This window comes from Campylobacter concisus, assembly GCF_902460415.1.
In the GTDB taxonomy this organism is placed as follows: domain Bacteria; phylum Campylobacterota; class Campylobacteria; order Campylobacterales; family Campylobacteraceae; genus Campylobacter_A; species Campylobacter_A concisus_Y.
On sequence record NZ_CABPTY010000001.1, the window covers coordinates 109,407 to 135,291 of the forward strand.

The 25,885-nt window shown below is 37.0% G+C and carries 24 protein-coding genes and 2 pseudogenes; 20 read left to right on the forward strand and 6 right to left on the reverse strand.

The window, feature by feature from the left end; all coding sequences use genetic code 11:
- The 10 genes from FZ940_RS00580 to FZ940_RS00625 all read left to right on the forward strand — a co-directional run bounded on the left by FZ940_RS00580 (position 1) and on the right by FZ940_RS00625 (position 10,000).
- Positions 1 to 588: an NAD(P)H-dependent oxidoreductase gene (locus tag FZ940_RS00580; protein WP_148821116.1), complete on the forward strand. Its 588-nt coding sequence runs from the start codon at positions 1 to 3 to the stop codon at positions 586 to 588.
- 272 nt (positions 589 to 860) lie between these two features.
- Positions 861 to 3,050, forward strand: a complete 2,190-nt coding sequence (purL, locus tag FZ940_RS00585) for a phosphoribosylformylglycinamidine synthase subunit PurL (RefSeq protein WP_148821117.1) — start codon at positions 861 to 863, stop codon at positions 3,048 to 3,050.
- A gap of 3 nt (positions 3,051 to 3,053) precedes the next feature.
- Complete coding sequence (locus FZ940_RS00590; protein WP_148821118.1) at positions 3,054 to 4,115, forward strand: SDH family Clp fold serine proteinase; 1,062 nt, start codon at positions 3,054 to 3,056, stop codon at positions 4,113 to 4,115.
- Position 4,116: 1 nt separating this feature from the next.
- Positions 4,117 to 4,851: a TerB family tellurite resistance protein gene (locus tag FZ940_RS00595; RefSeq protein ID WP_148821119.1), complete on the forward strand. Its 735-nt coding sequence runs from the start codon at positions 4,117 to 4,119 to the stop codon at positions 4,849 to 4,851.
- Positions 4,852 to 5,424, forward strand: coding sequence for a hypothetical protein (locus FZ940_RS00600; RefSeq protein WP_148821120.1), 573 nt, complete (start codon positions 4,852 to 4,854; stop codon positions 5,422 to 5,424).
- A gap of 21 nt (positions 5,425 to 5,445) precedes the next feature.
- Positions 5,446 to 6,978 carry a bifunctional phosphoribosylaminoimidazolecarboxamide formyltransferase/IMP cyclohydrolase gene (gene purH / locus FZ940_RS00605; RefSeq protein WP_148821121.1) on the forward strand — a complete coding sequence of 511 codons (1,533 nt, stop codon included), beginning with the start codon at positions 5,446 to 5,448 and terminating at the stop codon, positions 6,976 to 6,978.
- 80 nt (positions 6,979 to 7,058) lie between these two features.
- Positions 7,059 to 8,099 carry a peptide-methionine (R)-S-oxide reductase MsrB gene (gene msrB, locus FZ940_RS00610; RefSeq protein WP_148821122.1) on the forward strand — a complete coding sequence of 347 codons (1,041 nt, stop codon included), beginning with the start codon at positions 7,059 to 7,061 and terminating at the stop codon, positions 8,097 to 8,099.
- A gap of 73 nt (positions 8,100 to 8,172) precedes the next feature.
- Positions 8,173 to 8,511 (forward strand): hypothetical protein, encoded by a 339-nt coding sequence (locus FZ940_RS00615; protein WP_148821123.1) that lies wholly within the window; start codon positions 8,173 to 8,175, stop codon positions 8,509 to 8,511.
- Between the two features lies 1 nt (position 8,512).
- A complete protein-coding gene (locus FZ940_RS00620; protein WP_148821124.1) occupies positions 8,513 to 9,703 on the forward strand; it encodes a peptidase M50 in 1,191 nt (396 codons plus the stop codon).
- Between the two features lie 3 nt (positions 9,704 to 9,706).
- Positions 9,707 to 10,000, forward strand: a complete 294-nt coding sequence (locus FZ940_RS00625) for a metal-sulfur cluster assembly factor (RefSeq protein WP_021091019.1) — start codon at positions 9,707 to 9,709, stop codon at positions 9,998 to 10,000.
- Positions 10,001 to 10,090: 90 nt separating this feature from the next.
- Here FZ940_RS00625 and ftsZ read toward each other — a convergent pair whose 3' ends face one another.
- The 4 genes from ftsZ to FZ940_RS00645 form a co-directional block, all read right to left on the reverse strand.
- Positions 10,091 to 11,230 carry a cell division protein FtsZ gene (ftsZ, locus tag FZ940_RS00630; RefSeq protein WP_084108239.1) on the reverse strand — a complete coding sequence of 380 codons (1,140 nt, stop codon included), beginning with the start codon at positions 11,228 to 11,230 and terminating at the stop codon, positions 10,091 to 10,093.
- Between the two features lie 14 nt (positions 11,231 to 11,244).
- Positions 11,245 to 12,672, reverse strand: coding sequence for a cell division protein FtsA (gene ftsA / locus FZ940_RS00635; RefSeq protein ID WP_103589435.1), 1,428 nt, complete (start codon positions 12,670 to 12,672; stop codon positions 11,245 to 11,247).
- 6 nt (positions 12,673 to 12,678) lie between these two features.
- The gene (locus tag FZ940_RS00640) at positions 12,679 to 14,136 is read right to left on the reverse strand and encodes a peptidylprolyl isomerase (protein WP_148821125.1); all 1,458 of its coding nucleotides are present in this window, start codon (positions 14,134 to 14,136) and stop codon (positions 12,679 to 12,681) included.
- 139 nt (positions 14,137 to 14,275) lie between these two features.
- A complete protein-coding gene (locus FZ940_RS00645) occupies positions 14,276 to 14,863 on the reverse strand; it encodes a class II aldolase and adducin N-terminal domain-containing protein (RefSeq protein WP_148821126.1) in 588 nt (195 codons plus the stop codon).
- A gap of 127 nt (positions 14,864 to 14,990) precedes the next feature.
- Between FZ940_RS00645 and rsmH the strand changes: the two genes are divergently transcribed.
- Both rsmH and FZ940_RS00655 read left to right on the forward strand, forming a co-directional pair.
- Complete coding sequence (rsmH, locus tag FZ940_RS00650) at positions 14,991 to 15,914, forward strand: 16S rRNA (cytosine(1402)-N(4))-methyltransferase RsmH (RefSeq protein ID WP_148821127.1); 924 nt, start codon at positions 14,991 to 14,993, stop codon at positions 15,912 to 15,914.
- Positions 15,915 to 15,916: 2 nt separating this feature from the next.
- Positions 15,917 to 16,210, forward strand: a complete 294-nt coding sequence (locus tag FZ940_RS00655; protein WP_021090986.1) for a hypothetical protein — start codon at positions 15,917 to 15,919, stop codon at positions 16,208 to 16,210.
- A gap of 122 nt (positions 16,211 to 16,332) precedes the next feature.
- Here FZ940_RS00655 and FZ940_RS00660 read toward each other — a convergent pair whose 3' ends face one another.
- Positions 16,333 to 16,836 carry a hypothetical protein gene (locus FZ940_RS00660; protein WP_103579680.1) on the reverse strand — a complete coding sequence of 168 codons (504 nt, stop codon included), beginning with the start codon at positions 16,834 to 16,836 and terminating at the stop codon, positions 16,333 to 16,335.
- A 104-nt stretch (positions 16,837 to 16,940) separates the two neighbouring features.
- On the opposite strand from FZ940_RS00660, the gene FZ940_RS00665 reads away from it, so the two are divergent.
- From FZ940_RS00665 to FZ940_RS00690, 6 genes are read left to right on the forward strand one after another with little or no spacing between them, the layout of a single operon-like run.
- Positions 16,941 to 17,807: a D-amino acid aminotransferase gene (locus tag FZ940_RS00665; RefSeq protein ID WP_148821128.1), complete on the forward strand. Its 867-nt coding sequence runs from the start codon at positions 16,941 to 16,943 to the stop codon at positions 17,805 to 17,807.
- Positions 17,804 to 18,253, forward strand: a complete 450-nt coding sequence (locus FZ940_RS00670; RefSeq protein WP_148821129.1) for a 2-thiouracil desulfurase family protein — start codon at positions 17,804 to 17,806, stop codon at positions 18,251 to 18,253. The genes FZ940_RS00665 and FZ940_RS00670 overlap by 4 nt, the downstream gene beginning before the upstream one ends.
- A complete protein-coding gene (locus FZ940_RS00675) occupies positions 18,246 to 18,740 on the forward strand; it encodes a chemotaxis protein (RefSeq protein ID WP_148821130.1) in 495 nt (164 codons plus the stop codon). The genes FZ940_RS00670 and FZ940_RS00675 overlap by 8 nt, the downstream gene beginning before the upstream one ends.
- Complete coding sequence (locus FZ940_RS00680; protein ID WP_148821131.1) at positions 18,737 to 20,746, forward strand: bifunctional C40 family peptidase/M15 family metallopeptidase; 2,010 nt, start codon at positions 18,737 to 18,739, stop codon at positions 20,744 to 20,746. Before FZ940_RS00675 ends, FZ940_RS00680 begins: the two co-directional genes overlap by 4 nt.
- Positions 20,747 to 22,066, forward strand: coding sequence for an ATP-dependent DNA helicase (locus FZ940_RS00685; RefSeq protein ID WP_148821132.1), 1,320 nt, complete (start codon positions 20,747 to 20,749; stop codon positions 22,064 to 22,066). It abuts the gene before it with no gap.
- Positions 22,063 to 22,602 carry a hypothetical protein gene (locus FZ940_RS00690; protein WP_148821133.1) on the forward strand — a complete coding sequence of 180 codons (540 nt, stop codon included), beginning with the start codon at positions 22,063 to 22,065 and terminating at the stop codon, positions 22,600 to 22,602. The genes FZ940_RS00685 and FZ940_RS00690 overlap by 4 nt, the downstream gene beginning before the upstream one ends.
- 26 nt (positions 22,603 to 22,628) lie before the next feature.
- Here FZ940_RS00690 and lolA read toward each other — a convergent pair whose 3' ends face one another.
- The gene (gene lolA, locus FZ940_RS00695) at positions 22,629 to 23,141 is read right to left on the reverse strand and encodes a LolA-like outer membrane lipoprotein chaperone (protein ID WP_148821134.1); all 513 of its coding nucleotides are present in this window, start codon (positions 23,139 to 23,141) and stop codon (positions 22,629 to 22,631) included.
- Between the two features lie 97 nt (positions 23,142 to 23,238).
- Between lolA and secA the strand changes: the two are divergent.
- A pseudogene (gene secA / locus FZ940_RS00700) lies at positions 23,239 to 25,635 on the forward strand (preprotein translocase subunit SecA); the annotation flags it as partial.
- Positions 25,636 to 25,737: 102 nt separating this feature from the next.
- Positions 25,738 to 25,839 (forward strand): annotated as a pseudogene (locus FZ940_RS09765) (SEC-C metal-binding domain-containing protein); the annotation flags it as partial.
- Positions 25,840 to 25,885 lie beyond the last annotated feature (46 nt).

Consider the following 25,885-nt stretch of genomic DNA (forward strand, 5'->3'; position numbering starts at 1 on the left):
ATGAAAATTTTACTTATAAATGGTGGTAAAAAATTTGCCCACTCAGATGGTAGACTAAATCAAACACTTCACGACCTTGCATGCGTGAAGCTCGTAAAAATGGGTCACGAGATAAAGCAAACTACAATAGATCAAGGCTATGATATCGAGGCTGAGGTCGAAAAATTTCTCTGGATGGACGCAGTAGTTTGGCAGATGCCAGCTTGGTGGATGGGTGAGCCTTGGATAGTTAAAAAATATATCGACGAGGTCTTTACCGCAGGCCACGGCAAGCTTTATACGAGCGATGGCAGACACAGGGTCGATCCAACTAAAAACTACGGCAAAGGCGGCTTGTTAAATGACAAGCAGTTTATGCTAAGCCTTACTTGGAACGCTCCAACCGAGGCTTTTAGTGATCCAAACGAGTTTTTTGAGGCGCGTGGCGTTGATGGAGTTTACTTTCATTTTAGAAAGGCAAATGAGTTTTTAGGCATGAAATCGCTCCCACACTTTATCTGCTGCGATGTTATCAAGATGCCAGATGTTCCAAGATACATAAAAGAGTATGAAGCGCATCTTGAAAAAGTTTTTAAAAATACAAAATAGAAATTTAAATTAGAAACAAAACCGCAAATATAAATAAAAGTGGCAATAAAATAGCCACGAGCTAGTTTTGAAAATTTTGCTACTTTTTATTACTATGCTAGCAAAAATAAAGCACTGGTATAAATTTTAAAAATGCTAATATAAAAAGGCCTTATCAAAGTAGGCAAATTTCTCTCAATAATGCTTTATCCTGCTAAATTTCAAAAGGCTTTTTAGTAACTTTTTATAAGCAAGATTGTAAAATGGCTTAAAATTCTTAAAAGGTTACATCAATGGATAAAGCTACCATACAAGCACATAAAATCAGCGATGAAGAGTATGAAGAGATCTTAAAAATTTTAGGACGCGAGCCAAATTTACTAGAGCTTGGCATATTTTCAGCGATGTGGAGCGAGCACTGCAGCTATAAATCAAGCAAAAAATACCTAAACGGCTTTCCGACAAAGGCCCCTTGGGTCATCCAAGGACCTGGCGAAAATGCCGGTGTCATCGACGTTGGAGACGGGGTTGCGGCTGTGTTTAAGATGGAGAGTCACAACCATCCAAGCTTTATCGAGCCGTTTCAAGGTGCTGCCACTGGCGTTGGTGGAATTTTAAGAGACGTCTTTACGATGGGCGCAAGGGTTGTTGCGAACATGAACTCGCTTCGTTTTGGTGAGATAAGAGGCGAGAGCGAACTATCCAAAAAACATAGATATCTGCTAAAAGGAAGCGTCGCTGGTATCGGACACTACGGTAACTGCATGGGTATCCCAACGATCGGCGGCGAAACCACTTTTGATCCTAGCTTTAATGGCAATATCCTAATCAACGCCTTTGCACTTGGCCTTTGCAAAAGTGATGAAATTTTCTATGGCAAGGCTGAAGGTGTTGGCAATCCAGTCATTTACGTGGGCTCAAAGACTGGCAGAGATGGACTTGGTGGCGCTGTGATGGCGAGCGATAGCTTTAACGACGAGAACAAATCGCTTCGCCCAACGGTGCAGGTGGGTGATCCATTTGCTGAGAAGCTGCTTATGGAAGCTTGCTTGGAGCTCTTTAAAAAAGACTACATCATCGGTATCCAAGACATGGGTGCAGCGGGGCTTACAAGCTCTAGCTTTGAAATGGCTGGCAGAAGTGGCAGCGGTATGAAGATGTATCTAGACCGCGTACCGATGCGCGAAGTTGGCATGACGCCTTATGAGCTGATGCTAAGTGAGTCTCAAGAGCGTATGCTAATATGTGCAAAAAAAGGCCATGAGCAAAAGGTGCTTGAAATTTTTAGAAAGTGGGACCTTGACGCTGAGATCATCGGCGAGGTCACAAGTAGCGGCGTGATGCAGCTTTACTGGTATGGTGAGCTTGCAGGCGAAATCCCTATCGGCCCACTTAGCGAGGCAGCTCCAGTGCTTGATCGCCCAGTCGCACGTCCAAAATACCTTGATGAGATAGCAAATTTAAAAATTCCAAATAATGTCGATAACAAAATCGCATTTTTCAAGCTTTTAAAAGAGCCAGAGGTGCTAAATAAAAGCTTTATCTACGATCAATATGACGCAAATATCCAGACAAATACTATAAAACAGCCCGGACACTTAGGCGCTGCAAGTATCAGAGTAAAAGGCACTAAAAAGGCTGTCTCTATGGCTGCGCAGTGCGATCCAAGAGCAAATTTTGTTGATCCAAAAATAGGCGCTGCAAGAGCCGTTGCTGCAGCTGGTAGAAAAGTAGCGATGAGTGGCGCTATGCCACTTGCGATCACCGACTGTCTAAACTATGGCAACCCGCAAAATCCAGAGGTTATGTGGCAGTTTAAAGAGGGATGTGAAGGCATAAAAGAGGCTTGCCGTGAGCTAAATACGCCAGTTGTTAGCGGTAACGTGAGCCTCTATAACGACACTGACGGCGTTAGCGTCTATCCAACGCCAGCCATTGTCACAGTAGGTGTAAATGAAGATATGAACTTAAATCTAAAAAGCACATTTTTAAGCGAGGGCAGGGCGATTTACTTGCTTGGCGAGACAAGTGGAGAATTTGCTGCTTCACTTTACGCAAAGGCGCTATTTAACGTGGTTGGTGGCAAGCTAAAAGAGGTTGATTATAAAACTGAGCGAGCCCTTTGGGACCTAGTGATAGAGGCAAATAAAGAGCAAATTTTAGAGTTTGCAAATAGCGTAGGCGTAGGCGGTCTTGCTATCACGCTAGCAAAAATGGCTAGCATCTCAAACATCGGTGTAAATTGCGAAGTGAAATTTAAAGAGCCAAATTTCATCTTTGATGAAAGCTTTTCAAGAGCAGTCGTAGGAGTGAAAGACGAGGCTAAATTTGAAGCGCTTGCTACCAAATTTGGTGTGAAATTTGAAAAGATCGGCGTTAGTGGTGGCAGAAGATTTAAACTAAATGATATCGATGAGAGTATGGATGAGATAAGAGAAATTTATCTAAATGAGTTTGCAAAAATCGTTAGAAAAGAGGATTAAGAAATGGCTTTAAAAAAGAGCAAGGTTGCTGAGACTGAAAATGAGCAAAAGGAAACAGAGCAAGTTGAAAAGCGGGGCGTAGCAAAGCCGCCAGTGCTTTTTAGTAAGACACAAAATTTAATAAAATCGATCGAAAAAAGACTAAACGCCACCTTGATAACTTACTATAATTCAAATGCTGGTAGCGTTTGCGGCAACGATGCGAGTGCTATGTATGAAATTTTAAAGGGTAAAAAGATAGATACTGCTTATCTTTTTATAAAAAGTGACGGCGGAAGCGGTATCGCCGCTCTTAGGATTATCACTACACTTAGAAATTACTGCAAAAATTTAATAGCTCTAATACCTGCAAACTGCGCCTCAGCTGCTACCATGATGGCACTTGGCGCAAATGAGATCGTCATGGGCCCACTTGCCTATCTAACGCCTGTTGATACTTCACTCAAACACGAGCTTAGCCCGACAAACAAAGGCAATGAGCTTGTGAGTGTTTCGATGGACGAACTTAGTCGTGTGGTCAAGCTTTGGAAAGAGCAAGATAAAGATAGGCCAAACGACACAAACCCTTATAACTCACTTTATGAGTATATTCATCCGCTAGTCTTTGGTGCGGTTGACCGTGCTAGCTCGCTATCGCTTAAAATTTGCACCGAGCTTCTTAGGTATCACATCGAGGATGACAAAAAGATCGCAGAAATTTCTGAAAGGCTAAATGGTGACTACCCAGCTCATGAATATCCAATCCTCTTTAGAGAGGCGCACGAGATCGGCCTTCATGTAAAAAAGATGGATGATGATCTAAATGAGATGCTTCAGGAGCTAACGCTACTTTACTCTGAGATGGGACAGCGAGCTTTTACTGACTATGATGAAAATAGCTACCATGATAACAATATCGCAAATATCATCGAAACAAATGGCAAGCAAATTTACTATCAGATAGATAAAGACTGGTTCTACCGCCCTGAAGAGCGCCGCTGGAATGTGATGAATGACGAGAGCTCTTGGCGTAAAAACGAACTAGTAAATGGCAAAATAAAAAATACTATCTATCACTTGTGGTAATATGTCTGGAGTCCTGTTTTTACTGATATTAGGCGGTGCGATATTTCTCTTTATGAATGTCCAAATAGGTAGTAACCGCAAGAAACAAGCAGATGTAGATGAGGCTAAATTTCTAGTCTCACTGCTTGCAAAAGTAGCTAAAAGTGACGGCAGAGTTAGCGAGCTAGAGGCTAGGCTGATCACTCAAGTGCTAGATGATCTAAGCCAGAAAGTTAGCGGCGTTAGCGGTGTGCGTGAGTATCTAAAAGAGGTTTATAAGAGCCAAAAAGAAAATATAGATAACGCCTACGAAACCGCTAGAAACTACAAGAGTGCTTTTAATCTAAACTACGATATATGCGTCGCTAGGCTCACATTTTTTCTAAATTTAGCCTACATCGATGGAGAATTTAACAAAAGTGAGCAAGATGTTATAAGAAATATCGCTTATGGATTTGGCATTGATAAAGAAACGCTTGATGAGATCATCTTTAAATTTGATAGCTTTTATGGCTCAAGATTTGAGGCAAATCCCGATGAAGCTATCCAAGAAAAAGATGCTTTTGAGGTTTTAGGACTTAGCAAAAATGCAAGTTTTGATGAGGTAAAAGCTCGTTACAAAGAGCTTGTAAGACAGTATCATCCCGACATTTTAATGGGTAGGGGCGAGAGTAAAGAGGTGATCGAGCGTTCAACTAAAAAGCTTCAGGAGATAAACGAGGCTTATGGGCGATTAAAAGAGAAATTTGGAGTTTAGATGAATAAATTTATTATTTTGCTGATAGCGGTGGCTGGCTTTTGTAATGATTTTAAAGTGGTAAATGTTGATGGAAAAGAGATAAAATTTAAGCTTACGCAAAGTGAGCTTTATCAAGATCAAAGGTTAGTCATCAGCAACTACGATGTTAAAGATAGCAATGTGAGCATAATATTTGTCGATAAAGATGGCAACAAGAGCGACATTATGTCAGTTCAAGCAAAAAAATTAAATGAAATTAGTGAGTATATCTTTTCGTATGATCGTGGCATAAAGGTGATGAAATTTAGTTCGAAAAAGCCGATATGCGAGGCGCTTGAGAAAGATGAACCTGTAAATTTAAGCGTATTAGATGCACGTTATTTTGATGGCAATCAAATTTCAAGCTATGCCTTTAGCGTTGATATTGTTGGTCAAAAGCGTGAAAACTTTGTAGAGAGAAAAGACTATTATATAGATGCAGCTGCAAATGTTATGGTTACGCTAGAAGCCTTATCGATAAAGAATATCGCAAAGGATATAAAAATGGGGCAGCTTCTGCTTGCAAAAGGTATGTGTTTAACAAAAAGATAAAAATTTAATAAAGGAGAAAAAATGAGAGCATTGCTTAGCGTTAGCGATAAAGAGGGCATTGTAGAGTTTGCAAAGGGGCTAGAAGAGCTTGGCTGGCAGATACTTTCAACTGGTGGCACCTATAAACTTTTAAAGGCTGAGGGCGTCAAAGCCACTGAGGTTAGCGAATTTACGGCTTCACCTGAGATGTTTGATGGCAGGGTAAAGACGCTTCATCCAAAGATACATGGTGGCATTTTGCATAAGCGCGACGACGCTACACACATGGCTCAGGCAAAAGAGCATGGTATCGAGGGCATAGACCTAGTTTGCGTAAATTTATATCCATTTAAAGAGACTACCATCAGAACTGATGACTTTGCTGAGATCATCGAAAATATTGATATCGGTGGCCCAGCCATGGTAAGAAGTGCTGCTAAAAATTTTAAAGACGTGCTTATAGTTACAAACGTGCTTGACTACGATGAAATTTTAAAGCGTCTAAGAGAAAAAAGCGATGATTTTGAGTTTAGAAGATCGCTAATGATAAAGGCATTCGAGCACACAGCGGCATATGATAGCATGATCGCAAACTATATGAATGATAGATTTAATGGCGGTTTTGGCGATGCTAGATTTATCGTGGGAAGCAAGGTTTTTGACACGAGATACGGCGAAAATCCACACCAAAAAGGCGCACTTTATGAGTTTGATTATTTCTTCACAAACAATTTTAGAGCTCTAAAAGGCGAGGCAAGTTTCAATAATATGACCGATATAAATGGTGCCTTAATGCTAGCAACTAGCTTTGATGACGCGCCAGCTGTGGCTATCATCAAGCACGCTAACCCTTGCGGTTTTGCGGTAAAAGATACTTTGCTTGAGAGCTACGTGGCAGCGCTTAAGTGCGATCCGATCTCAGCATACGGCGGCGTGGTAGCAATAAATGGCACACTTGATGAAAAACTAGCTAAAAAGATAAATGAAATTTACGTTGAGGTAATAATCGCTGCAAATGTTGATGAAGCAGCTCTTAAAGTATTTGAGAGCAAAAAACGTATCAAAATTTTCACTCAAGACAATAAATTTTTAGTTCGCTCAAATGATAAATTTGACTTTAAGCACGTTGATGGTGGATTTGTATTTCAAGAAAGAGACTATGTAAAAGACGAAGAGCTTGAAAATATGAAGCAAATGAGTAAGAAATTTGCAACTGGTAGTGAGCTAAAAGATGCTCAGATCGCGTGGAAAGTAGCTGCGCTAACGAAGAGCAACTGCGTAGTTTATGTAAAAGATGGTGCGATGGTAGCTATTGGCATGGGTATGACAAGCCGTGTGGATGCTGCTCGTGCAGCCGTGGCAAAGGCAAAAGAGCTAAAGATCGATCTAAGCGGCTGCGTGCTAGCTAGTGAGGCGTTCTTCCCATTTAGAGATAGCATTGACATCGCTAGTAAGGTCGGCGTAAAATGCGTTATAGAGCCAGGTGGTAGCATCAGAGATGATGAGGTGATAGAGGCTGCCGATGAGCATGGCATGTCGCTATACTTTACTGGCGTTAGACACTTTTTACACTAAAATTTAGGGGCGCTTGCCCCTTTCTTCACACTTTATAACTTTAATTTTCGTATAATCTTTCAAAAACGAAAGGAGATAGAATGAAAAATATCTTAAAATTTATCTTAATGGTGGCAGTGTTTTTTGGTCTAAATTTGATGGCAAAAGATGAGCTTATAAAGGAGCAGACGATGGCAGGGCAAAATTTAAAAGAAATTTATCTAGCAGGTGGTTGCTTTTGGGGTATGCAGGGATATTTTAAAAAGATATTTGGCGTAGTGGATACAAAGGTAGGCTACGCAAATGGCAAGAGCGAAAATACTAGCTACCGCGAGCTTCATGAGAGCGATCATGCCGAGACACTTTATGTAAAATATGACGAAAATAGAGTCGCTTTGGCTGAAATTTTGGCTCACTTTTTTAGAGTGATCGATCCGACCTCATTAAACAAACAAGGCAATGACATAGGTAGGCAGTATAGAAGCGGAATTTACTATGTTAGCGAAAGTGATCTGCCAACGATAGAGAGCTTTATGAAAATAGAGCAAAAGAAATTTAAAGATAAGATCGTGGTTGAGGTGGCGCCACTTAAAAATTTCGTCTTAGGTGAGGAGTATCATCAAGACTATCTTGATAAAAATCCTTTTGGATATTGTCACATCGACCTAGGTTTAGCTGATAAACCGCTTTACGATGAGGCGAAATTTAAGCCGCTTAGTAAAGATGAGCTAAAGAAAAATTTAAGTAGCGAGCAGTATGCTGTGACACAAGAAGCGGCGACTGAGAGGCCATTTAGCAGTGAGTATGATAAATTTGATCAAAAAGGCATTTATGTAGATATAACGAGTGGAAAGCCACTTTTCTCAAGTGCAGATAAATTTGATGCAGGATGTGGCTGGCCAAGCTTTACAAAGCCTATCACGACAACAGCTCTTTCATATAAGGAGGATAACTCGTTTATGATGAAAAGGGTCGAAGTTAAGTCTCAAAATAGTGACGCGCACCTTGGGCATGTTTTTGACGATGGTCCAAGCGATAAGGGTGGGCTAAGATATTGTATAAATGGTGCTAGCCTTAAATTTATACCACTTGAAGATATGGCTAGGCTTGGATACGAGGAATTTATACCTTATGTAAAATAGCTTTTGTTGAAGCAAATCAATAGTTTGAAAAGTTTAATCAGAGTATAATTTTCCAAAATTAAAAGGAGAAAAAATGAGCGATTTTTTCAAAAATGCGGAGCAGTTTAATGTCGATGGTGCAACTGTGCCATTTTATAAATTTAATGAAAATGGTGTAAATTTTGTTGGCTTTGACTCACGTCCTTGCATACCGCCAGAGCCAATGGTCAATGCATTAATCGCTATTAAATTTGCTGATAAAAACACAAAAATTATGATGCTAAATCATAAATTTCCAGCTGGTCTTATACCAAAGATAGATAAGAGCTTTGATATAGAGCGTGAAGATATAGATGGTGGGGCTGTAAAGATGATTTTTAGCCTAAAAGACGGTGCAAACATAGAAGACGTAGATACGAGTCTTTGCCACTAAGATGCTTTTAAATACTTACGCACCACCATTTAAGTTAGTCGGTGGATATTTTATTGCTGGGATTTTCTTTTTAGCATTAAGTGTGCCGGCATTCTTTTATGCAGATTTTGATGCTATCAGCTCACTAAATACAGCTGGTTTTTTGCATATATTTTTTGTTGGCTTTGTTATGAGCATTATCATCGGAGCACTTTATCAGCTAACTTCAGTCATCTTAGAAAAGCCGTTTTTTACAGCAAAAGGTGCTATTTTAAATTTGGCTATTTTTTGTCTATCATTGCTGGGCATGTGCTACGGGATGTTATTTACTGAGGCTAAAATTTTACAAATTAGTGGAGTTTTGCTTTTTTGCTCGCTTGCTTTTTTTGCTACGACTTACGCATTAAGCTTTATGGATAATGAAAAAAAGAGCTTTGCGGCCTTTGCACTTTTTGTTTCAGCTATCTTTTTGGTAATTGGAATAACGCTTGGTTTTTGCTTGCTTATGATACTTAGTGGCACGCTGATGCTTGATTTTGAGATGACACTAAAATTTCACGTCTATTTTGTGCTAGGTTTTGTATTTCTTGTGATACTTGGAGCTGCTAGCGTACTCTTACCTATGTTTGCATTGGCTCACGATCTAAAATTTACACTTAGCAAAGCCTCGCTAACATGCTATATTTTGGGAGGTATCTTACTAGCTTTTAATGAAAATTTGTCTGTTTTGTCAATATGTGTGGCAGCTTTACTTTTTATAGCTCAAGCACTTTATATTTTAAAAAAACGCGTTAGAAAGGCGTATGATTACTGGAATGTAAATATCGTACTTTCACTGGTGGCTTTACTTGGTGCTGCTGTTTTTATAGCTTTGGATAAATTAAATTTAGCTGCATATTTTTTAATATATGGCTTTTTGTTTGCTTTTATTGTAGCTCATCTTTACAAGATCGCACCATTTCTCATATGGTATCACTACGTAGCGCCTTTTGTCGGAAAGGTAAAAGTGCCACTTCTTGATGCCATGATACTAAAAAAGATAGCTTATTTTGGTATAGCTTTTAATGCTATCTCGCTTCTTTGCTATCTTCTCTCAACTTGCTTTGAACTAGAAATTTTAGTACAAGCTGGTATGATGTTTATAGCTCTTAGTATAGTTTTACTATCAATAAATATAATAAATATTTTTAGATTTACTGGTTTTAAAGGATAAAAAATGAAAGAAAAAATTTATAACGCACTGTCAAATATCGTTGATCCAGAAGTTGGCTTTGATATCGTTTCGCTTGGACTTATATACGATGCGAGCTGCGATGAAAATGGCAAAGCAAAAGTTACTATGACGCTTTCAACCAAATCTTGCCCGCTACACGAAATGATACTTGGTTGGGTAGAGACTGCTGTACTTGATATAGAAGGTGTCAAAGAGTGTGAGATCGATCTTGTCTGGGAGCCTGAATGGAATATACAAATGGCAAGTGATTTTGTAAAAGCACAACTTGGAGTTTAAATTTTTAAGTTTTTAGATTTGAAAGTTTGTAAATTTCTAATAAGCTAGAGAGCAAAAGCTCTCTAGAAATTTTAAGGAGTTTGTTTTTTGTTAGTCCATTTGATGACGCATAAATGATGGCACATCAAGCTGTGACATATAGTCTTCGTCATATCCACCACTAACTTTTTTAAGTCTTAATATACGTTCTTTTTTTATGATATCGTTTACATTAGAAGTTTGCACTTCATCTTTTTTTTCAGTTTCTTTTTGTGAGCTTTGAAAACCTGTGGCTATTATTGTAACTTCAACCTTATTATCTTCTATTTTGTCATCAGTTGTTGTACCAAATATAATTTCAGCATCTTCATCTGCTGCCTCATGAATAATGCTCATCGCATTATTGATATCAGCTAGTGGGCAACTAGGGCTTATTCTAAAATGAACTAAAATACCAAATGCGCCATTTATTGTCATATTATCAAGAAGTGGTGATTGTATAGCATTTTTTATAGCTTCTTGTGCTGCATCTTCGCCACTTGCTTCGCCAACACCCATTAAAGCTAGTCCTCTATGGCTCATAATCGTTCTGACGTCTGCAAAGTCTAGATTTATATCGCTTTTTCCTGAATCAAGCACGATCGTGCTCATACCATTGACGGCTCTTGCAAGTACTTCATCAACCATTTCAAAGCTTTCTTTTATGCCAGCATTTTTATCAATTAATGTTAGGAGCTTATCATTTGGAATGACAACAATAGAATCGCTTTCTTTTCTGAGCTCTTCAAGACCACAATCAGCCAGTTTTCTACGTTTTTTTCCTTCAAACATAAAAGGCATAGTAACAACCGCAACTGTTAGTGCACCAATATCTTTTGCAGCTTGAGCAACTACTGGAGCAGCACCTGTACCAGTTCCACCACCAAGTCCTGTACCGATAAAAACTATATCTGATGTCTCAAGTGCACTTTTTACTTCATCGTAGCTCTCTTCAGCAGCAGCTTTTCCTATTTCAGGTCTCATGCCTGCACCTAGACCTTTTGTTGTTTTCTCGCCTAGTTGAATTTTTGTATGTGCAAGAGAATTTTCAAGAGCCTTAGCATCTGTATTGGCAACAATAAGATCTATATTTAAATTCGGATTAACTCTTATTATATGGTTGACCATATTGCCACCACCTCCACCTACACCTACGACCTTTATCTTTGCACCATAGATGCTTTTATTTTCTTCTACTGTGAAGCTACTCATTTTTGAAATTCTCCTTAAAATAATTGTGTAATACTATACCAAAATTTTGCAAAAGCATTTGGCTTTTTTTCTTGTTTGCTAATATCTGCAATATTGGCAAGCTCTTCTTTATTTTTTGATTTATTTGCTATCTCTAATTCAAAATCTTTATCAGAAAAACTATCCTCTTTTTCATTTGGATCCTGCACCTCTTGTCCAAAATTTTGTACATTTTCTTCTTCTACAAAAACATTTCTAAAATTTACTTTCGGTTTTGAGGCTATTTCCCCTTGGTATCTCATTTTTTTCTCAGAATCAATCTCGTATGGGCTAAAGTTGCCAGCACCATACAAACAAAGCCCTATAGCACAAGAATTTGCTGGGTCTCTTAAAATTTCAAATAATCCATCCATTTCTTTTGGTTTTGCTATACGAACTGGCATTTTATCAAATATCGCAGATGCAAGATCCCTAATACCTTCTAGCTTAGTCATGCCGCCAGTAAGTATTATTCCAGCACCAATGCTATCTTTATAGCCGCTATCTTCTAGCATCTTAGCAAGTACCATAAGGGTTTCTTCTGCTCTGGCATATATAACATTTGATATTATGTCTAGTGAAACTTCGTGGCTTTTTGTTTCATCTCCAAGGATCGGGAGCTCTATTAAATCAACTGACTTATTTATTAAAGCGCCATAACCTAATTTTATCTCTTCTGCCTTTGGAAGAGGTGTATGCAGAGCCATAGAAAGATCATTTGTAATGTTTGCTGAGCCAACAGGTAAAAATTCATTGTATCTTATAGAATTTCCAGAATGTACCACAAGATTACAAGTCGCACCACCCATATCAACAAGTGCGGCACCAAGTTCTTTCTCATCTTTTGTTAATGTTGCTATCGCAGAAGCATATCCTGAAAGCACTATATTATCTAGTTGAACACCTGCTAAATTTACGGCTTTTCTTAGGTTGCTAATAGATGACTTTTGTACTGTAACAATATGTGTTTGAACTTCTAGCCTACTACCGTTCATACCTATTGGATCTTCAATATGTTCTTGCCCATCTACTTTAAAATTATAAGGAAGAACATGTAGTTTTTCATATTCATGAGGTATGTCAGCCGTATGATCGGCCATTTGCATAGCACGCTCAATCTCTTTTATACCTATTTCATGATTTGGTATATTTACTACACCGCTACTATCAACGCTTTTTGTATACGCACCAGAAATAGAAACTATGACTTTTTCATAGCGTGTTCCTGCAACTCTTTGTGCTTCTATCAATGCATTTTTTATCGACTTTGCAGCTTGTTCAATATTAGTTATAACACCTTTTCTTATTCCCTGCGTTTTTTCAGTTCCAATTCCAATTATCTTAATACCATTTTCATCATGTTGTGCTATTACTGCACAAATCTGGAAAGAGCCGATATCTATACCTAAAATTTTTGTACTCAAGATAAATTACCTTTTGATATATTCTTTAACTTCATAGTATTTTTTAAGTTTGTTTGTTAAATCTTTTATTAGCTCATTATTTTTAAGCATTGTAACGTTCTGCTGTGTTATTTGCTTATAGTTATTATCTATATTATCTACAAGCAACCTTTGTTCCAAAATGTCGTATATAACGGCCTTGTCTTCTAATATAACATAATCTTTTTTGTTGTTAGTTTCAAAAAGTTGAGAAACAAAAGCTCTAGTTTCACTTTCATTTAGTCCTAAGATAGAGCCATTTATATCTCTACTGATAAAGCCTATATCAGTTCCTTTGAAATTTTGTAAAGACTCTTTTGCTATGGTTATTAAGTTTTCTTTTTTCTTTTTATCTTTGTAAATTTCAAGTACCATTGCTCTTGCTTGTTCAAAACTCATAGGTTGTGGAGGAGTTATGCTTTTTACCCTGACTATCAAATATCCATCTTTATATGTAAATGGTTTTATAACCTCACCAACTTTTGCACCTTTTATTTCATCAAGCGAGAATGTTGCATTATCTTCATTTATACTAACAAATTCATTTGTTGCAAGCTCAGCTTTTTTGATAGAGGTATATTTTTTTAAAGCATCAGTCTTACTTTTCTCAATATTGTAGTCTTTAATAACTTCAGTCTTTACTTCGTCAAATGATTTGATTTTATCATCAGAGCCTTTATATCTCTCCTTATTTTCGTTGTAGTAGTCACTCAAAGTAGTTTGATTTACATCATTTTTATTTGATTCTATAAAGTATGTTTCTAGACCGTATATAGTCTTTGTCATATAGTTGTTTTTATTTGTTTCCCAAAGATCCTTTAGCTCTTTTTCATCTATTTTTATATCACTTTGATTAGCATTTATTATCTGTATTGCTAATTTGTCTTGCATAAAAAAGCTTGCTTCCATCATTGCAATGTCTTCTTTATTGGCTGGTAAATTTAAAATAGTTCTAAGTTTATCAAGTAGTATTGTTAGTTTTAAATTTTCTTCAAAATTGGTTGGATTTATTCTGGCCCTTCTTAAAATATCATAGTATAAATTTTTATCAAAAGCACCATCTTTTTGAAATGTTGGATCAACGATTATATATTTTAAAATATCATCTTTGCTAACACTAAGACCTATATCGTCTGCAAAATTTAATAGCAAATTCTCTTGAATTGTAGCCTGAAGTGCAGCATTTTGTAATCCTAACTCATTAGCCTTTTCTTGCGTTAATTTACCATCAAAAAGATTATTGTAGTATTGATACAAACTATCGTATTTTTGTTGCAGTTCTTGAATGCTTATATTTCTGTGTCCTACTTTTGCTACTGAAGTGGCTCGGTTGCTGTTTAAATCATATGCTCCCCAGCCTACAAAGCCTGCTCCAACAAAGGCTATTGTACTTACCCAAATGGTAACAACTAGGTATTTTTTATGTTTTTGCATCCAAGACAACATTAAATTTTCCTTTAAAAGACTAACGAAATTTGTATGATATATTATATAAAATTGCCTTAAATAAGCTTAAAATAGGGGCTTTAAAAATACCATTGTAAAGAATTTTGCTAACAATTTTTTAGCATTGTTAGCAAGATTTTTAAATACTATAATCGCTATAACCACTAGTTAAATGAAGCAATTTGCAGCTATTCTCCAGTAAAGCTATCTCTTTTGCAAGAAGCTGAGGGCTTCTGCTGTATGCGTAAATGCCATATCCTTTAACGATAATAATATTTGTATTTTTTTCTAGCATATATCTATAAATTTCAGTTTCTGCACGTTCATACCAGTCATCAAATTGTTTTGGATCATAGACTGAAATTTTATCAAATCTCATATATCCAAAATAATCTTTTGGTACAATTTTTTCATGTTTCATTGCGTAGGCAGTTGCGTATGGTGGCATCGCGTAGCAAACAAATCTCGCCTCATTTATATTTTTATAAATATTTAAGTGTATATCAGCATCAAGACTAGCTTCATTCCAACGATAGTCTTTTTTTGATGAAAGAAGTGTCAAATCATCATCTTTTAAATTATCAAAAATGGCATTTTGTTTATTGATTATAAATTGATTTTTTTCGACTCTTGCCGAAATCGAGCCGTGAAAGACGCCAAAGAAATTCTTTCTAAACATAGAAAGTGATATCGTTTTTATCTCATTTATTGAGTGTTCTAGCTCCATTTTTTCTCCTACGTTTAAGCGATTATATTTAAGCTATCTTAAAATTTATGTAAAATTTTGTGTAATGATAGCTTTTTAAGTAAAATTTCGATAAATTTTCCACACTATTTACTATAAAGAGGCAGTGTTGCAAAGTCCACATATCAGTGTTTTACTTGATGAAGTTCTATCTTTTTTTAAAAATTTAAATGGAAATTTTATAGATTGTACGCTTGGATATGCTGGGCATTCTAGCGCCATTTTATCTCAAAATGAAAATTTAAATTTAATTGCCTGTGATAGAGATAACGAAGCTATAAATTTTTCACTAAAAAAACTTGAGCCATTTGGTAGTAGGGTTAAAATTTATAAAAGTAACTTCTCTGAATTGACTAGCAAGCTAAGTCAAGAAGAAATTTTAAATGTTAGAGGAATTTTGGCTGACATCGGTGTTAGCTCACTTCAGATAGATAAAGATGATAGGGGCTTTAGTCTTGGCTCAAGCACGCTTGATATGCGCATGGACAAAGAGCGAAATTTTAGCGCATATGACGTTGTAAATGGATACTCTTTTGATGAGTTGTTTAGAATTTTTAGAGATTATGGCGAGCTAAAAAATGCTGCCGGGATCGCAAACAAGATTATAAATGCTAGAAATTTTAGCAAGATAACGAGTGCAAAAGAGCTTGCAAATTTAATAGGTACAGCCCAGATAAAAGGGCGCGGAGTTAGTCCTGCAATACTTGCCTTTCAAGCCATCAGGATAGAGGTAAATGGTGAGTTAGATGAGCTAACAAATTTACTTGATAGTATAGAAAAATGTGGGTTTAAAGATTGTCTTGTGGCGATTATTACATTTCACTCGCTTGAAGATAGGATCGTAAAAGAGCGCTTTAAAAAGTGGGCAAATAGTTGTATATGCCTACCTGGTGTTTATAAATGTGAGTGCGGAAATAACCACGAACTAGGCGAAATTTTGACCAAAAAGCCACTAACGGCAAGCCAAAATGAACTAGCGCAAAACTCGCGAAGCAAGAGCGCAAAACTGCGGGTTTTTAAGATAAAAGGATAAAGATGCAAGAAAAAGAAGAGCTACTAACGCTTCACGACGAGGAGCAAAAACGTGAGGTAAATTTAAGCTTTAAGACATTAGTGATGGTCTATTTAGCTGTTTTTATAGCTCTAGCTATATTTTTGCCAAAAATTTACATAGCAAATCAAATTTATTATATAAGCAGAGATATAGCTGACATCAGTGGTAAACGAGATATGCTTCTAGAGGAAAATAGAGCTCTTAATATAAAGCTTGAAAATTTACGTTATAAAAATCAAATTTTAAACAATATGCAAGAGCGTCAATGGAAATAACTAAACATTTAAAGTTTTTTAAATTTCGGTGATTCAATTATATTGGCAAATAATATAGCCATTTTGTATATAACTGCACAAAAATAAAATTAGCTCAATAAACAAAGCCTATTTTTAACTTGCTAATTACTTTCTTTTTGAGAGATTAGCTTTTCATATATATATTGTTCTAAATCTTTTTTTGATATGTCATTTTTTATAGCAGTATTATAAATTTCTTCGACCTTGCTTGAGTATTTTTCATAGCCAAAATACGGAAAATGCACGCTCCAAGCTTTCTTGATAAGATCGTGACTTATCTCTCTTCTTGCCCAAACTTTAAACATATCAAAGCCAATGAAAACGGCCGAAGTAACGACAGCAGTCGCTATTATCGATATGTGTGCATCAGTTTTTGCTAAAAAATGATGCGTGATGATTAACAATGGAAATAAAATGACAAAACAGATAAGTGCGTAAATCTGATAGAGCTTGATATGGTTAAATCTAAAATTTAGCTTTGCTCCATCTATTAGCATACCTTCGTTAAAAAGGGCATTCGCTTCAAGTAGATCCCTAAATAAAACTGGCTGTTTTGAAACAAAAAAAACGTTTTTTATGATTCTATCTTTTAAAGTTTCTTGCATTTTTTATAGACTTTTTACCTTTGAAATTTTGGCTCATTATATCTAAGAATCTATAAATTCAAACAAAATTAGATACAATTTGCCCAAAATTTAAGGAGCTAAAAATGGCAGATCAAGCTTTACAAACCGTCTTTTTAAATGGAGAATTTTTGCAAAAAGACGAGGCAAAAGTTAGTGCTTTTGATAGAGGATTTATATTTGGTGATGGAATTTATGAGGTTGTGCCTGTGATAAATTCAAAAATGGTCGATAAAGATGGATTTTGGGTGAGATTTGAAAGAAGTTTAAATGAAATAGATATAAGTTTGCCCTACGAAAAGGAAAAATTTGAAGCGATCTTAAACGAGATAATCTCCAAAAATGCCTTAAAAGAGGGCGGAATTTACATGCAAATAACAAGAGGCGTGGCGTTTAGAAATTTCTATTTCATAGAAAATTTAACACCAAGTGTCTTTATTTTCTGTTACGAGAGTGAAATTTTAAACAATCCTGCTGCAAAAACTGGCACAAAGGTCGTAAGTGTCGAGGATATAAGGTGGAAAAGGCGTGACATCAAGTCTATCTCGCTTCTGGCTCAGTGCTATGCTAAAAATGAAGCTCACAAAAAAGGTGCAGATGAGGGCTTTATGGTGGAAAATGGCTTTGTCACAGAGGGTTGCAGCTCAAGTGCTTTTATCATCAAGGATAAAACTTTAATCACAAAACCACTTTCAAATGAAATTTTGCCAGGAATTCGCCGTATGAGACTTTTAAAGATTGCTAAAGATATTGGCCTTAAGATAGAGGAGCGAAAATTTAGCATGGATGAAGTTTATAGCGCTGATGAAGTCTTTATCTCGGCTGCGACGCTCATACTCTTACCAGTCGTTTATGCTGATGGCAAGGCGATAAATGGTGCAAAAGTAGGAGAAATTTCAAGCAAACTTCGAGAAATTTATGCTGGCGAACTTTTAAAAGAAGCTGGACTTTGAAAGAAAAAATCCTAATAAGCGCTTGCCTAGTCGGCATAAATTGTAAATTTAACGGTGAAAATAATCTCTTAAATAAAGATGTTTTAGATGAAATTTCAAAGAGATTTCATCTGCTTTTTGTTTGTCCTGAAGTTTATGGTGGACTTAGCACGCCAAGAGAACCGGCTGAGATGAAAAATGGTGCAGTTGTTTGTAAATTTTCAGGTAAAGATGTGAGTAAAAATTTTAAAAGTGGAGCAGAAATTTGCCTGAGAATAGCCAAACTAAATGGTTGTAAAAAGGCTATTTTAAAATCAAAAAGTCCAAGTTGTGGAAGAAGTGGGCAAATTTATGACGGAAGCTTTAGCAAGAGGCTTATTTTAGGCGATGGCATCACAGCAAAACTACTAAAAGAAAATGAAATTTTAGTTTACAGCGAAGATGAGATAGTAGGGCTTGATGTTTGATAGGCTAAAAGACAACATTATACTTGAGGTGATTTTTAAGTACATCATCTTGTTGCTGCTTTTTATCTGTGTGATCGGTCTTTTTATGAGCGGCGTTCTTTTCTTAAATGGGGAGATGAGTGAAAATTCGCTGAATTTACACATTTTCTTTGGTTTTAGTTTGGTCGTTTTGACGATTGTTCATAGTTATGTTAAGAAGAAAAAGTTAAAGAAGCTAAGCCTTGAGTTTAAAAATATTTTAAATCACAAGCCAGTGCAGATGGACTGCAATACTACCAGATTTTTAAACGCTCTAAATGATGTAAAAGTGGGCGAGCTTTCAAAGAAATTTGACTCTGATATTGTAGAAATTTTAAGGTCAAATGACATAAAAGTAAAAAGCGAGAATGAGACTATGAAGCAAATTTGTAAAAACAATAATGAAAAGATGTTTTATATTTTTGTTTTGATTGTAGAAGCTATTTTTAAGGATAAGGAAAAAAATTGAAAAAGGGTATATTTTTAGCATTTAGTGTTGCTTTGTTTTTGGGATGTTCGCAGACCCAGCCAAAGCCAAGTGTGCAAAATTCTTTACCAGATGAAAATGTATATAAGCCAAATGAACGCATTAGTTTGCTTGATTTTGAAATGAAGCAAGATGCCTCGTCGCTACCGCAAAATATGCAAAGCGCAAGTTTTGACCAAGAAGAAATTTTAAAAAGAAGGTTCAAGGTTTTTACATTAAGGGGCGTAAAATTTAATCCAAACGATGTCTTTTGGGCATTTAATATATATAAACCAAGCGAAAAGAGAAAGTATTTTGGCTCAAATTTTAGACAGATACCACAAAGCTGGTTTGACACACAAAAGGACAATGCAAATTTTTCAGCTCTTTCAAGCATCTCTGCTTATGCTCTAACTTCGGCAAACACAGCTTTAAGAAATTTTCCAACCGATGAGCCGATATTTTTAAATCCGCAAACTCCGGGCGAGGGCTATCCGTTTGATTATCTACAAGAATCAACCCTAAGCATCGCTCATCCACTTTTTGTCTCACATCTTTCTAAAGACAGGGCATGGGCGTTTGTTAGCGATGATGCGGTTTGGGGCTGGGTAAAGGTCGAGGATATAAAATTTATAAGCGACGATGAGGCAAATGCCTATCAAAAGTCAAGTTTTGTGACTATAAAAACGGATAAAATGCCAGTTTATGACAAGGCCGGAAATTTCTTGTTTTACTCAAGAGTTGGAGCGATACTGCCTGTTTTGGCACAGGATGATAAAAACTACTACGGTAAAATTTATGTAAGAAATCTCTTGAGAGAATTTGTGTTACCAAAGTCTCTTGGCGCTCTTTTTCCTCTTAAATTTAATGACTCAAATCTAAAAACACTTATTAGCTCTCTTCTTACTCAGCCTTATGGTTGGGGTGGGGTCGATAAGCTAAGGGATTGCTCGCTTTTTACGAAAGATCTGCTAGCAAGTTTTGGTGTGTGGTTGCCTAGAAACTCAAGAGCCCAAGCAAATATGGGACAAAAATTTGATCTAAAAGGACTTAGTAACGCCGCCAAGACAAAAGAGATAAAAGAAAAAGGTGTGCCATATCTTACGCTTGTGCATCTGCCAGGACATATCATGCTTTATGCTGGACACAAAGGCGATGATATATATGTGGTGCATGATGCTTGGGGACTAAAAACCGAAAATAACGGCAGGGCATTAATCGGTGCTACGGCAGTAACTACGTTAAACATCGGACAAAACAGAAGCGATATACAAAACTCAAATTTGCTCATTTCAAAGGTCGATTCTATAAATGTGATAAAGCCCGAAAATGTAATAAGCGATAAAGCTAGAAAAATTTCAGCTTTGCAAAGGGCTTATGGTGTTAAGGTTGAGGATAATCTGGTCAAATTTGGCGATGGAACAATATTTGTCTATGATGACTTTAAACAAAAAGATGATGAGTGTAGTATCGTTGCTGATATAGAGGATATGAATGCGCTTGATTACGCTGCATTTTCGCCGCTTAGCACCGCACTAAGTGATGCTGGCAGATGTAGAAACTACGAGCTTTTAGGCAAAATTTATGGCTCAAGCGAGAATGAGGTAAAAGCAAATTTAGTAAATGTCATCTGGCTAAAGGACTTTTTAAATTTGCCTTTGAAATTTAACTCTAAAAATGGAGCTGCAGCTGCTTTGCAAGAGGTTAGCAATGAGCTAAACGATATGGTAAAAAGTGATGCGAGCTTGCTTGAGTATTTAAAAGATCCAGGTGGGACATTTAAATGGCGCATTATCGCTGGTACAAACCGCTTGAGTGCGCACAGCTACGGTATCGCGATCGATATAAATGTGAAAAAGAGCCACTACTGGCAATGGAGCAATGGCTACCAAAACCTCATCCCTGAAAAGATAGTGCGTGTTTTTGAAAAACATAAATTTATCTGGGGTGGACGCTGGAAGCACTTTGATACGATGCACTTTGAGTATCGCCCAGAGATGTTTGAGTAGATGAAAGAGCAAATTTTAGAAATTTTATCTCGCTCAAACGTCTTTTTAACAGGCGGCGGCGGTGTTGGCAAGAGCTATCTAACGGCCTCCATCATCAGACACTACAAAGAAAATTTTAAAAACGTCATAATCCTTGGCTCAACTGGCATAAGTGCCGTTAGCCTTGGAGGAGTTAGCTTGCATAGTTTTTTTAAATTTGGCTACTGCAAGGACTATGAGGAGCTAAGACGCTTTGACTATCATCAAAAAGACAAACTAAGCAAACTAAGAAATATGCTAGATGCATGTGATCTGCTAGTAATTGATGAAATTTCAATGGTGAGCTCAGATCTAATGGAGATGATAAGATACCGCTTGCTTACATCTAAATTTAAGGGCAGGGTGCTCATAGTTGGCGACTTTTATCAGCTGCCACCAGTGCAAAAAGAGCAAAATGAGAGCAAACTTTTTAACTTTTTATACGCCTTTAACTCCAGTGCGTGGGAGGATATGAAATTTACAAATGTTGAGCTACTAGTCTCAAAACGTACAAACGATCTTAAATTTTATGAGATTCTCTCTCGCTTAAGAGTAGGCGAGCTAGATGATGAAATGATGAGCTATATAGAGAGTTTAAGAGTGACCAAGATAGAGCCAGATGATGATACGAGTGTGCTTTTTGGCAGAAACGCCGAGGCTGAAATGCTAAATCAAAAAAGGCTTTCAGAACTTGACACGCCACTTGAAATTTCAAACTCAGATGTGAGCATTTTGGATGAAAATTTAGATAAAAAAGAGTTTGAAAAATGGGCAAATACGCTAAATATCTCAAGGGATTTGGAGATGAAGATAGGCGCTAAGATTATCTTTACGTCAAATAAATGGGGCGAGTACTATAACGGTGAGCAGGGCAAGATCATGCAAATTTTAAAAGAAAATGGCGCCATCTCAAGCGTGATCGTGAAAAAAGATTGCGGCGAAATTTGCGAGATAGAAAAAGCCGCTTATAACTTTTGCGCGCTAAATTTAAACGAAGATGAGATCGAAGAAAATGTACAGGCATCGCTCTATCAGTTTCCATTTAAGCTTGCTTACGCTCTAACTATCCACAAATCTCAAGGAATGAGCATAAATTCGCTCATTTGCAATATCAACCACATTTTTGCCAAAGGACAACTCTATGTCGCACTTTCTCGTGCAGTAAGTCCTAAAAATTTAAAACTTTTTTATGATAAAAAAAGTGATTTTAGGCAGCATTTAAGAAAAGTGGTTAAAATTGACGACGAAGTTAAGAAATTTTACCAAGAAAACGTATTTTTGCATATTAAGGAGAATTTATGAGAAAGCTATTTTTAAGCCTTGCTTTTTGTATTTTTGCATTTGCAGACGTGCTAAAAGTAAGAGATTTTCAAACAGATATTTATTCAAAAGCTGGACAAAATTTAACAAAAAAGATAAATATGAACCTTGAAGTCGTCGGACGTGATGTTGAAGAAAATGAAGCGTATGTGCTTGATGCTTTAAACATAATAGTTGGTAGCTTTTACGTGGAAGATATTTTAACCTCAATGGGAAAAGAGAAATTTAAAGAGCTTTTCATAAAATACGCAGCCAAAAAGCACTCTCTTGATATTGATGATGTGCTTATCTTAAATATAAAAGTGATAAATAATCTTGAGCTAAGCGAGATCATAAAAGCAATAAAAAGCCAAAATTTATGCTCCGATCCAAGTGTAAATGAAGAGGTTGTGACAAAACCAGAAAAGAAGAAAAAAGGCAATGAGATCATCATCTCACCAGATCCAAATGACGTAGTTCAAAAGCCTATCGATCTAAATAATGTGCAGGAATTTGGAAAAGATTTTGGAGAGAAGTGAGTAAATTTGGCTAAAGTTAGCCAAATTTATTGATTTACGATGTCGTAACCTTGAGGAATGACAGGGGTTAGCGTCTCTTGTGGTATGAGCGCGTCTTTTACTGGATTGCTTAGAGTTATTTTTATCTTATTTGAAAGCTTGTCTTTGTAGTCAATCGTCGTTGGAAGCGTGTTTTTAATAGTTATAAAATACTCAACTCCGTCGTATATCGCTTTATAAAGTGTTGGCTGAATTTGCTCTGCGTGAGCTAAAATTTGCGTCAAATTTGGTGTATCATCAAGCTTTGAAATGATAGCTTGCTCAAGCTCGTCTTCAATCACGATCACACGTTCTTTGTTAAAATAAATTCTCTTTGGTGTTGGACTTTCATATATCCAAAGTGCAGTATTGTCGTTTTTTGCGTAAAATCTACCCTTGTAATTTATGCTTTTGTCTTCGCTAAATACAGTTTGCGTAAAGTCACTTTGAAGGCTTTTGAAATTTAAGCCAGCACCAAATGAGCAAACCGCAACGAGAGAGGCAACTAGAAATTTTCTCATTTTTTATCCTTTTTTGGCGTATTCTAGCCCAGTTTAATTAAATAAATAGTTAAACTATGCTAAGATCCAAAGTTTAAAAATTTAGGAAGGTAAAATAATGATTTCATCGGTATTTAGAAAGATATTTGGCACCAAAAACGATAGAGAAGTCAAAAAATACATAAAACGTGTGGCGCAGATAAATGCGCTTGAGCCAACGTATGAGAAGATGAGCGATGATGAGCTTAAGATCAAATTTAATGAACTAAAAGCCCAAGTAGTAGAAGAAAAAGTCACTTTAGATGAAATTTTAAATGATGTTTTTGCGATCGTTAGAGAGGCTAGCAAAAGGGTGCTTAAGATGCGCCATTTTGACGTACAGCTAATAGGCGGCATGGTGCTAAATGAGGGGAGGATCGCTGAGATGAAAACCGGCGAGGGTAAGACTTTGGTTGCGACTTTGCCAGTTATATTAAATGCGATGAGTGGTAAGGGCGTGCATGTAGTGACCGTGAACGACTACCTTGCAAAGCGTGACGCTACGCAAATGGGCGAGCTTTATAACTTTTTAGGCTTAAGTGTTGATGTGATACTAAGCGGTGGATACGATGATAACGTAAGACAAGCTGCTTATAACGCTGACATAACATACGGCACAAATTCAGAATTTGGCTTTGACTATTTGCGTGACAATATGAAATTTGAAGCTGGTCAAAAGGTACAAAGAGGCCATAACTTTGTTATCGTAGATGAGGTCGATAGTATTTTGATAGATGAAGCTAGAACACCACTTATAATATCAGGTCCAACAAACCGCACACTTGATGGCTACATAAGAGCCGATCAGGTCGCAAAACAGCTTAATAGAGGTACTCCAGCTGATCCAAATGTGCCAGGCTCAAAGCCAACAGGGGACTTCATAGTCGATGAAAAAAATAGAACGATAATGATCACAGAAGCTGGCATCAGCAAGGCTGAAAAATTATTTGGTGTTGAAAATTTATATAACCTTGAAAATGCCATACTAAGCCACCACTTAGATCAAGCTCTAAAAGCTCACAACCTCTTTGAAAAAGACGTTCATTATGTCGTAAAAGATGGTGAGGTAGTCATTGTTGATGAATTTACTGGACGTCTAAGCGAAGGCAGACGCTTTAGCGAGGGACTTCACCAAGCGCTTGAAGCAAAAGAGGGCGTGAAAATCCAAGAAGAGAGCCAAACGCTAGCCGATACAACATATCAAAACTACTTTAGGATGTATAAAAAGCTTGCAGGTATGACTGGTACGGCTCAGACTGAGGCCACTGAGTTTTCTCAAATTTACAACCTTGAAGTTATCTCGATCCCTACAAACCTGCCAGTTAAAAGGATAGATCAAAACGATCTTATCTATAAAACTCAAAATGAGAAATTTAAAGCAGTTATTGATGAGGTTAAAAAAGCTCACGAGAAAGGTCAGCCAGTACTTGTAGGAACTGCAAGTATCGAGCGTAGTGAGGTACTTCACGAGATGCTTAAAAAAGTTGGTATCCCACACTCTGTGCTAAATGCTAAAAACCACGAAAAAGAGGCTGAGATCATCGCACAAGCTGGTGTAAAAGGTGCTGTGACTATCGCTACAAACATGGCTGGACGTGGTGTTGATATCAGGATCAATGATGAGGTTAGAAATTTAGGTGGACTTTATATCATAGGTACTGAAAGGCACGAGAGTAGAAGGATAGACAATCAGCTCCGTGGTCGTGCTGGACGTCAGGGCGACCCTGGTATGAGTAGATTTTATCTAAGTCTTGAAGACAATCTTTTAAGAATTTTTGGTAGTGACCGCATAAAAGCGATCATGGATAGGCTTGGCATCGACGAGGGCGAGAGTATCGAGAGCCGCATGGTGACAAGGGCTGTTGAAAATGCTCAAAAGAAAGTAGAGAGTTTGCACTTTGAGGCTAGAAAGCACTTGCTTGAGTATGACGACGTGGCAAATGAGCAAAGAAAGACTATCTACAAATACCGCGATGAGCTACTTGATAAAAGCTACGATATGAGCGAAAAGATAGCTCAAAATAGGGTTGAATACGCTACAAATTTACTTGATACGGCTGAAATTTTCCATGGCGGCTTGAAAGATGACTATGACATTAAAAATTTATGCTCTATCATCCTTGCAGACTGCGGCGAAGAGATCGACGAGAGTGAGCTAAAAGGACTAGAATACAATGAGCTTATTGATAAGCTTGTTGAAATTTTTAGTGCAAGATATAACGAAAAGATGAGCGTGCTAAACGAGGAGCAAAGAAGGGATATAGAGAAAATTTTATACCTTCAAGTGCTTGATAATGCGTGGAGAGAGCACCTCTATCAGATGGATATCCTAAAAACTGGTATCGGACTTAGAGGGTATAACCAAAAAGATCCGCTAGTGGAGTATAAAAAAGAGAGTTACAACCTCTTTATGGAGCTAGTAAATAGGCTAAAAACCGAGAGTGTTAAGACGCTTCAAGTAGTGAGATTTAAGAGCCGTGAGGAGCAAGAAGAGCAAGCCAGAATGATGATCGAGGCTAACCAAAATGCTGAAAATGAGCATTTAAGCTACAACAACCAGGACGAAAAATTTACGCCAGAGAAAAAGATACCAAGAAATTCACCTTGCCCTTGTGGAAGCGGAAAAAAATATAAAGATTGCCACGGCAAAAGTGGCCCTAAAAAAGGCATATTTGCTTAAAATTTCTACTTTAAGGCGTGTAAATCGCCTTAATCTTTTAAAGGCT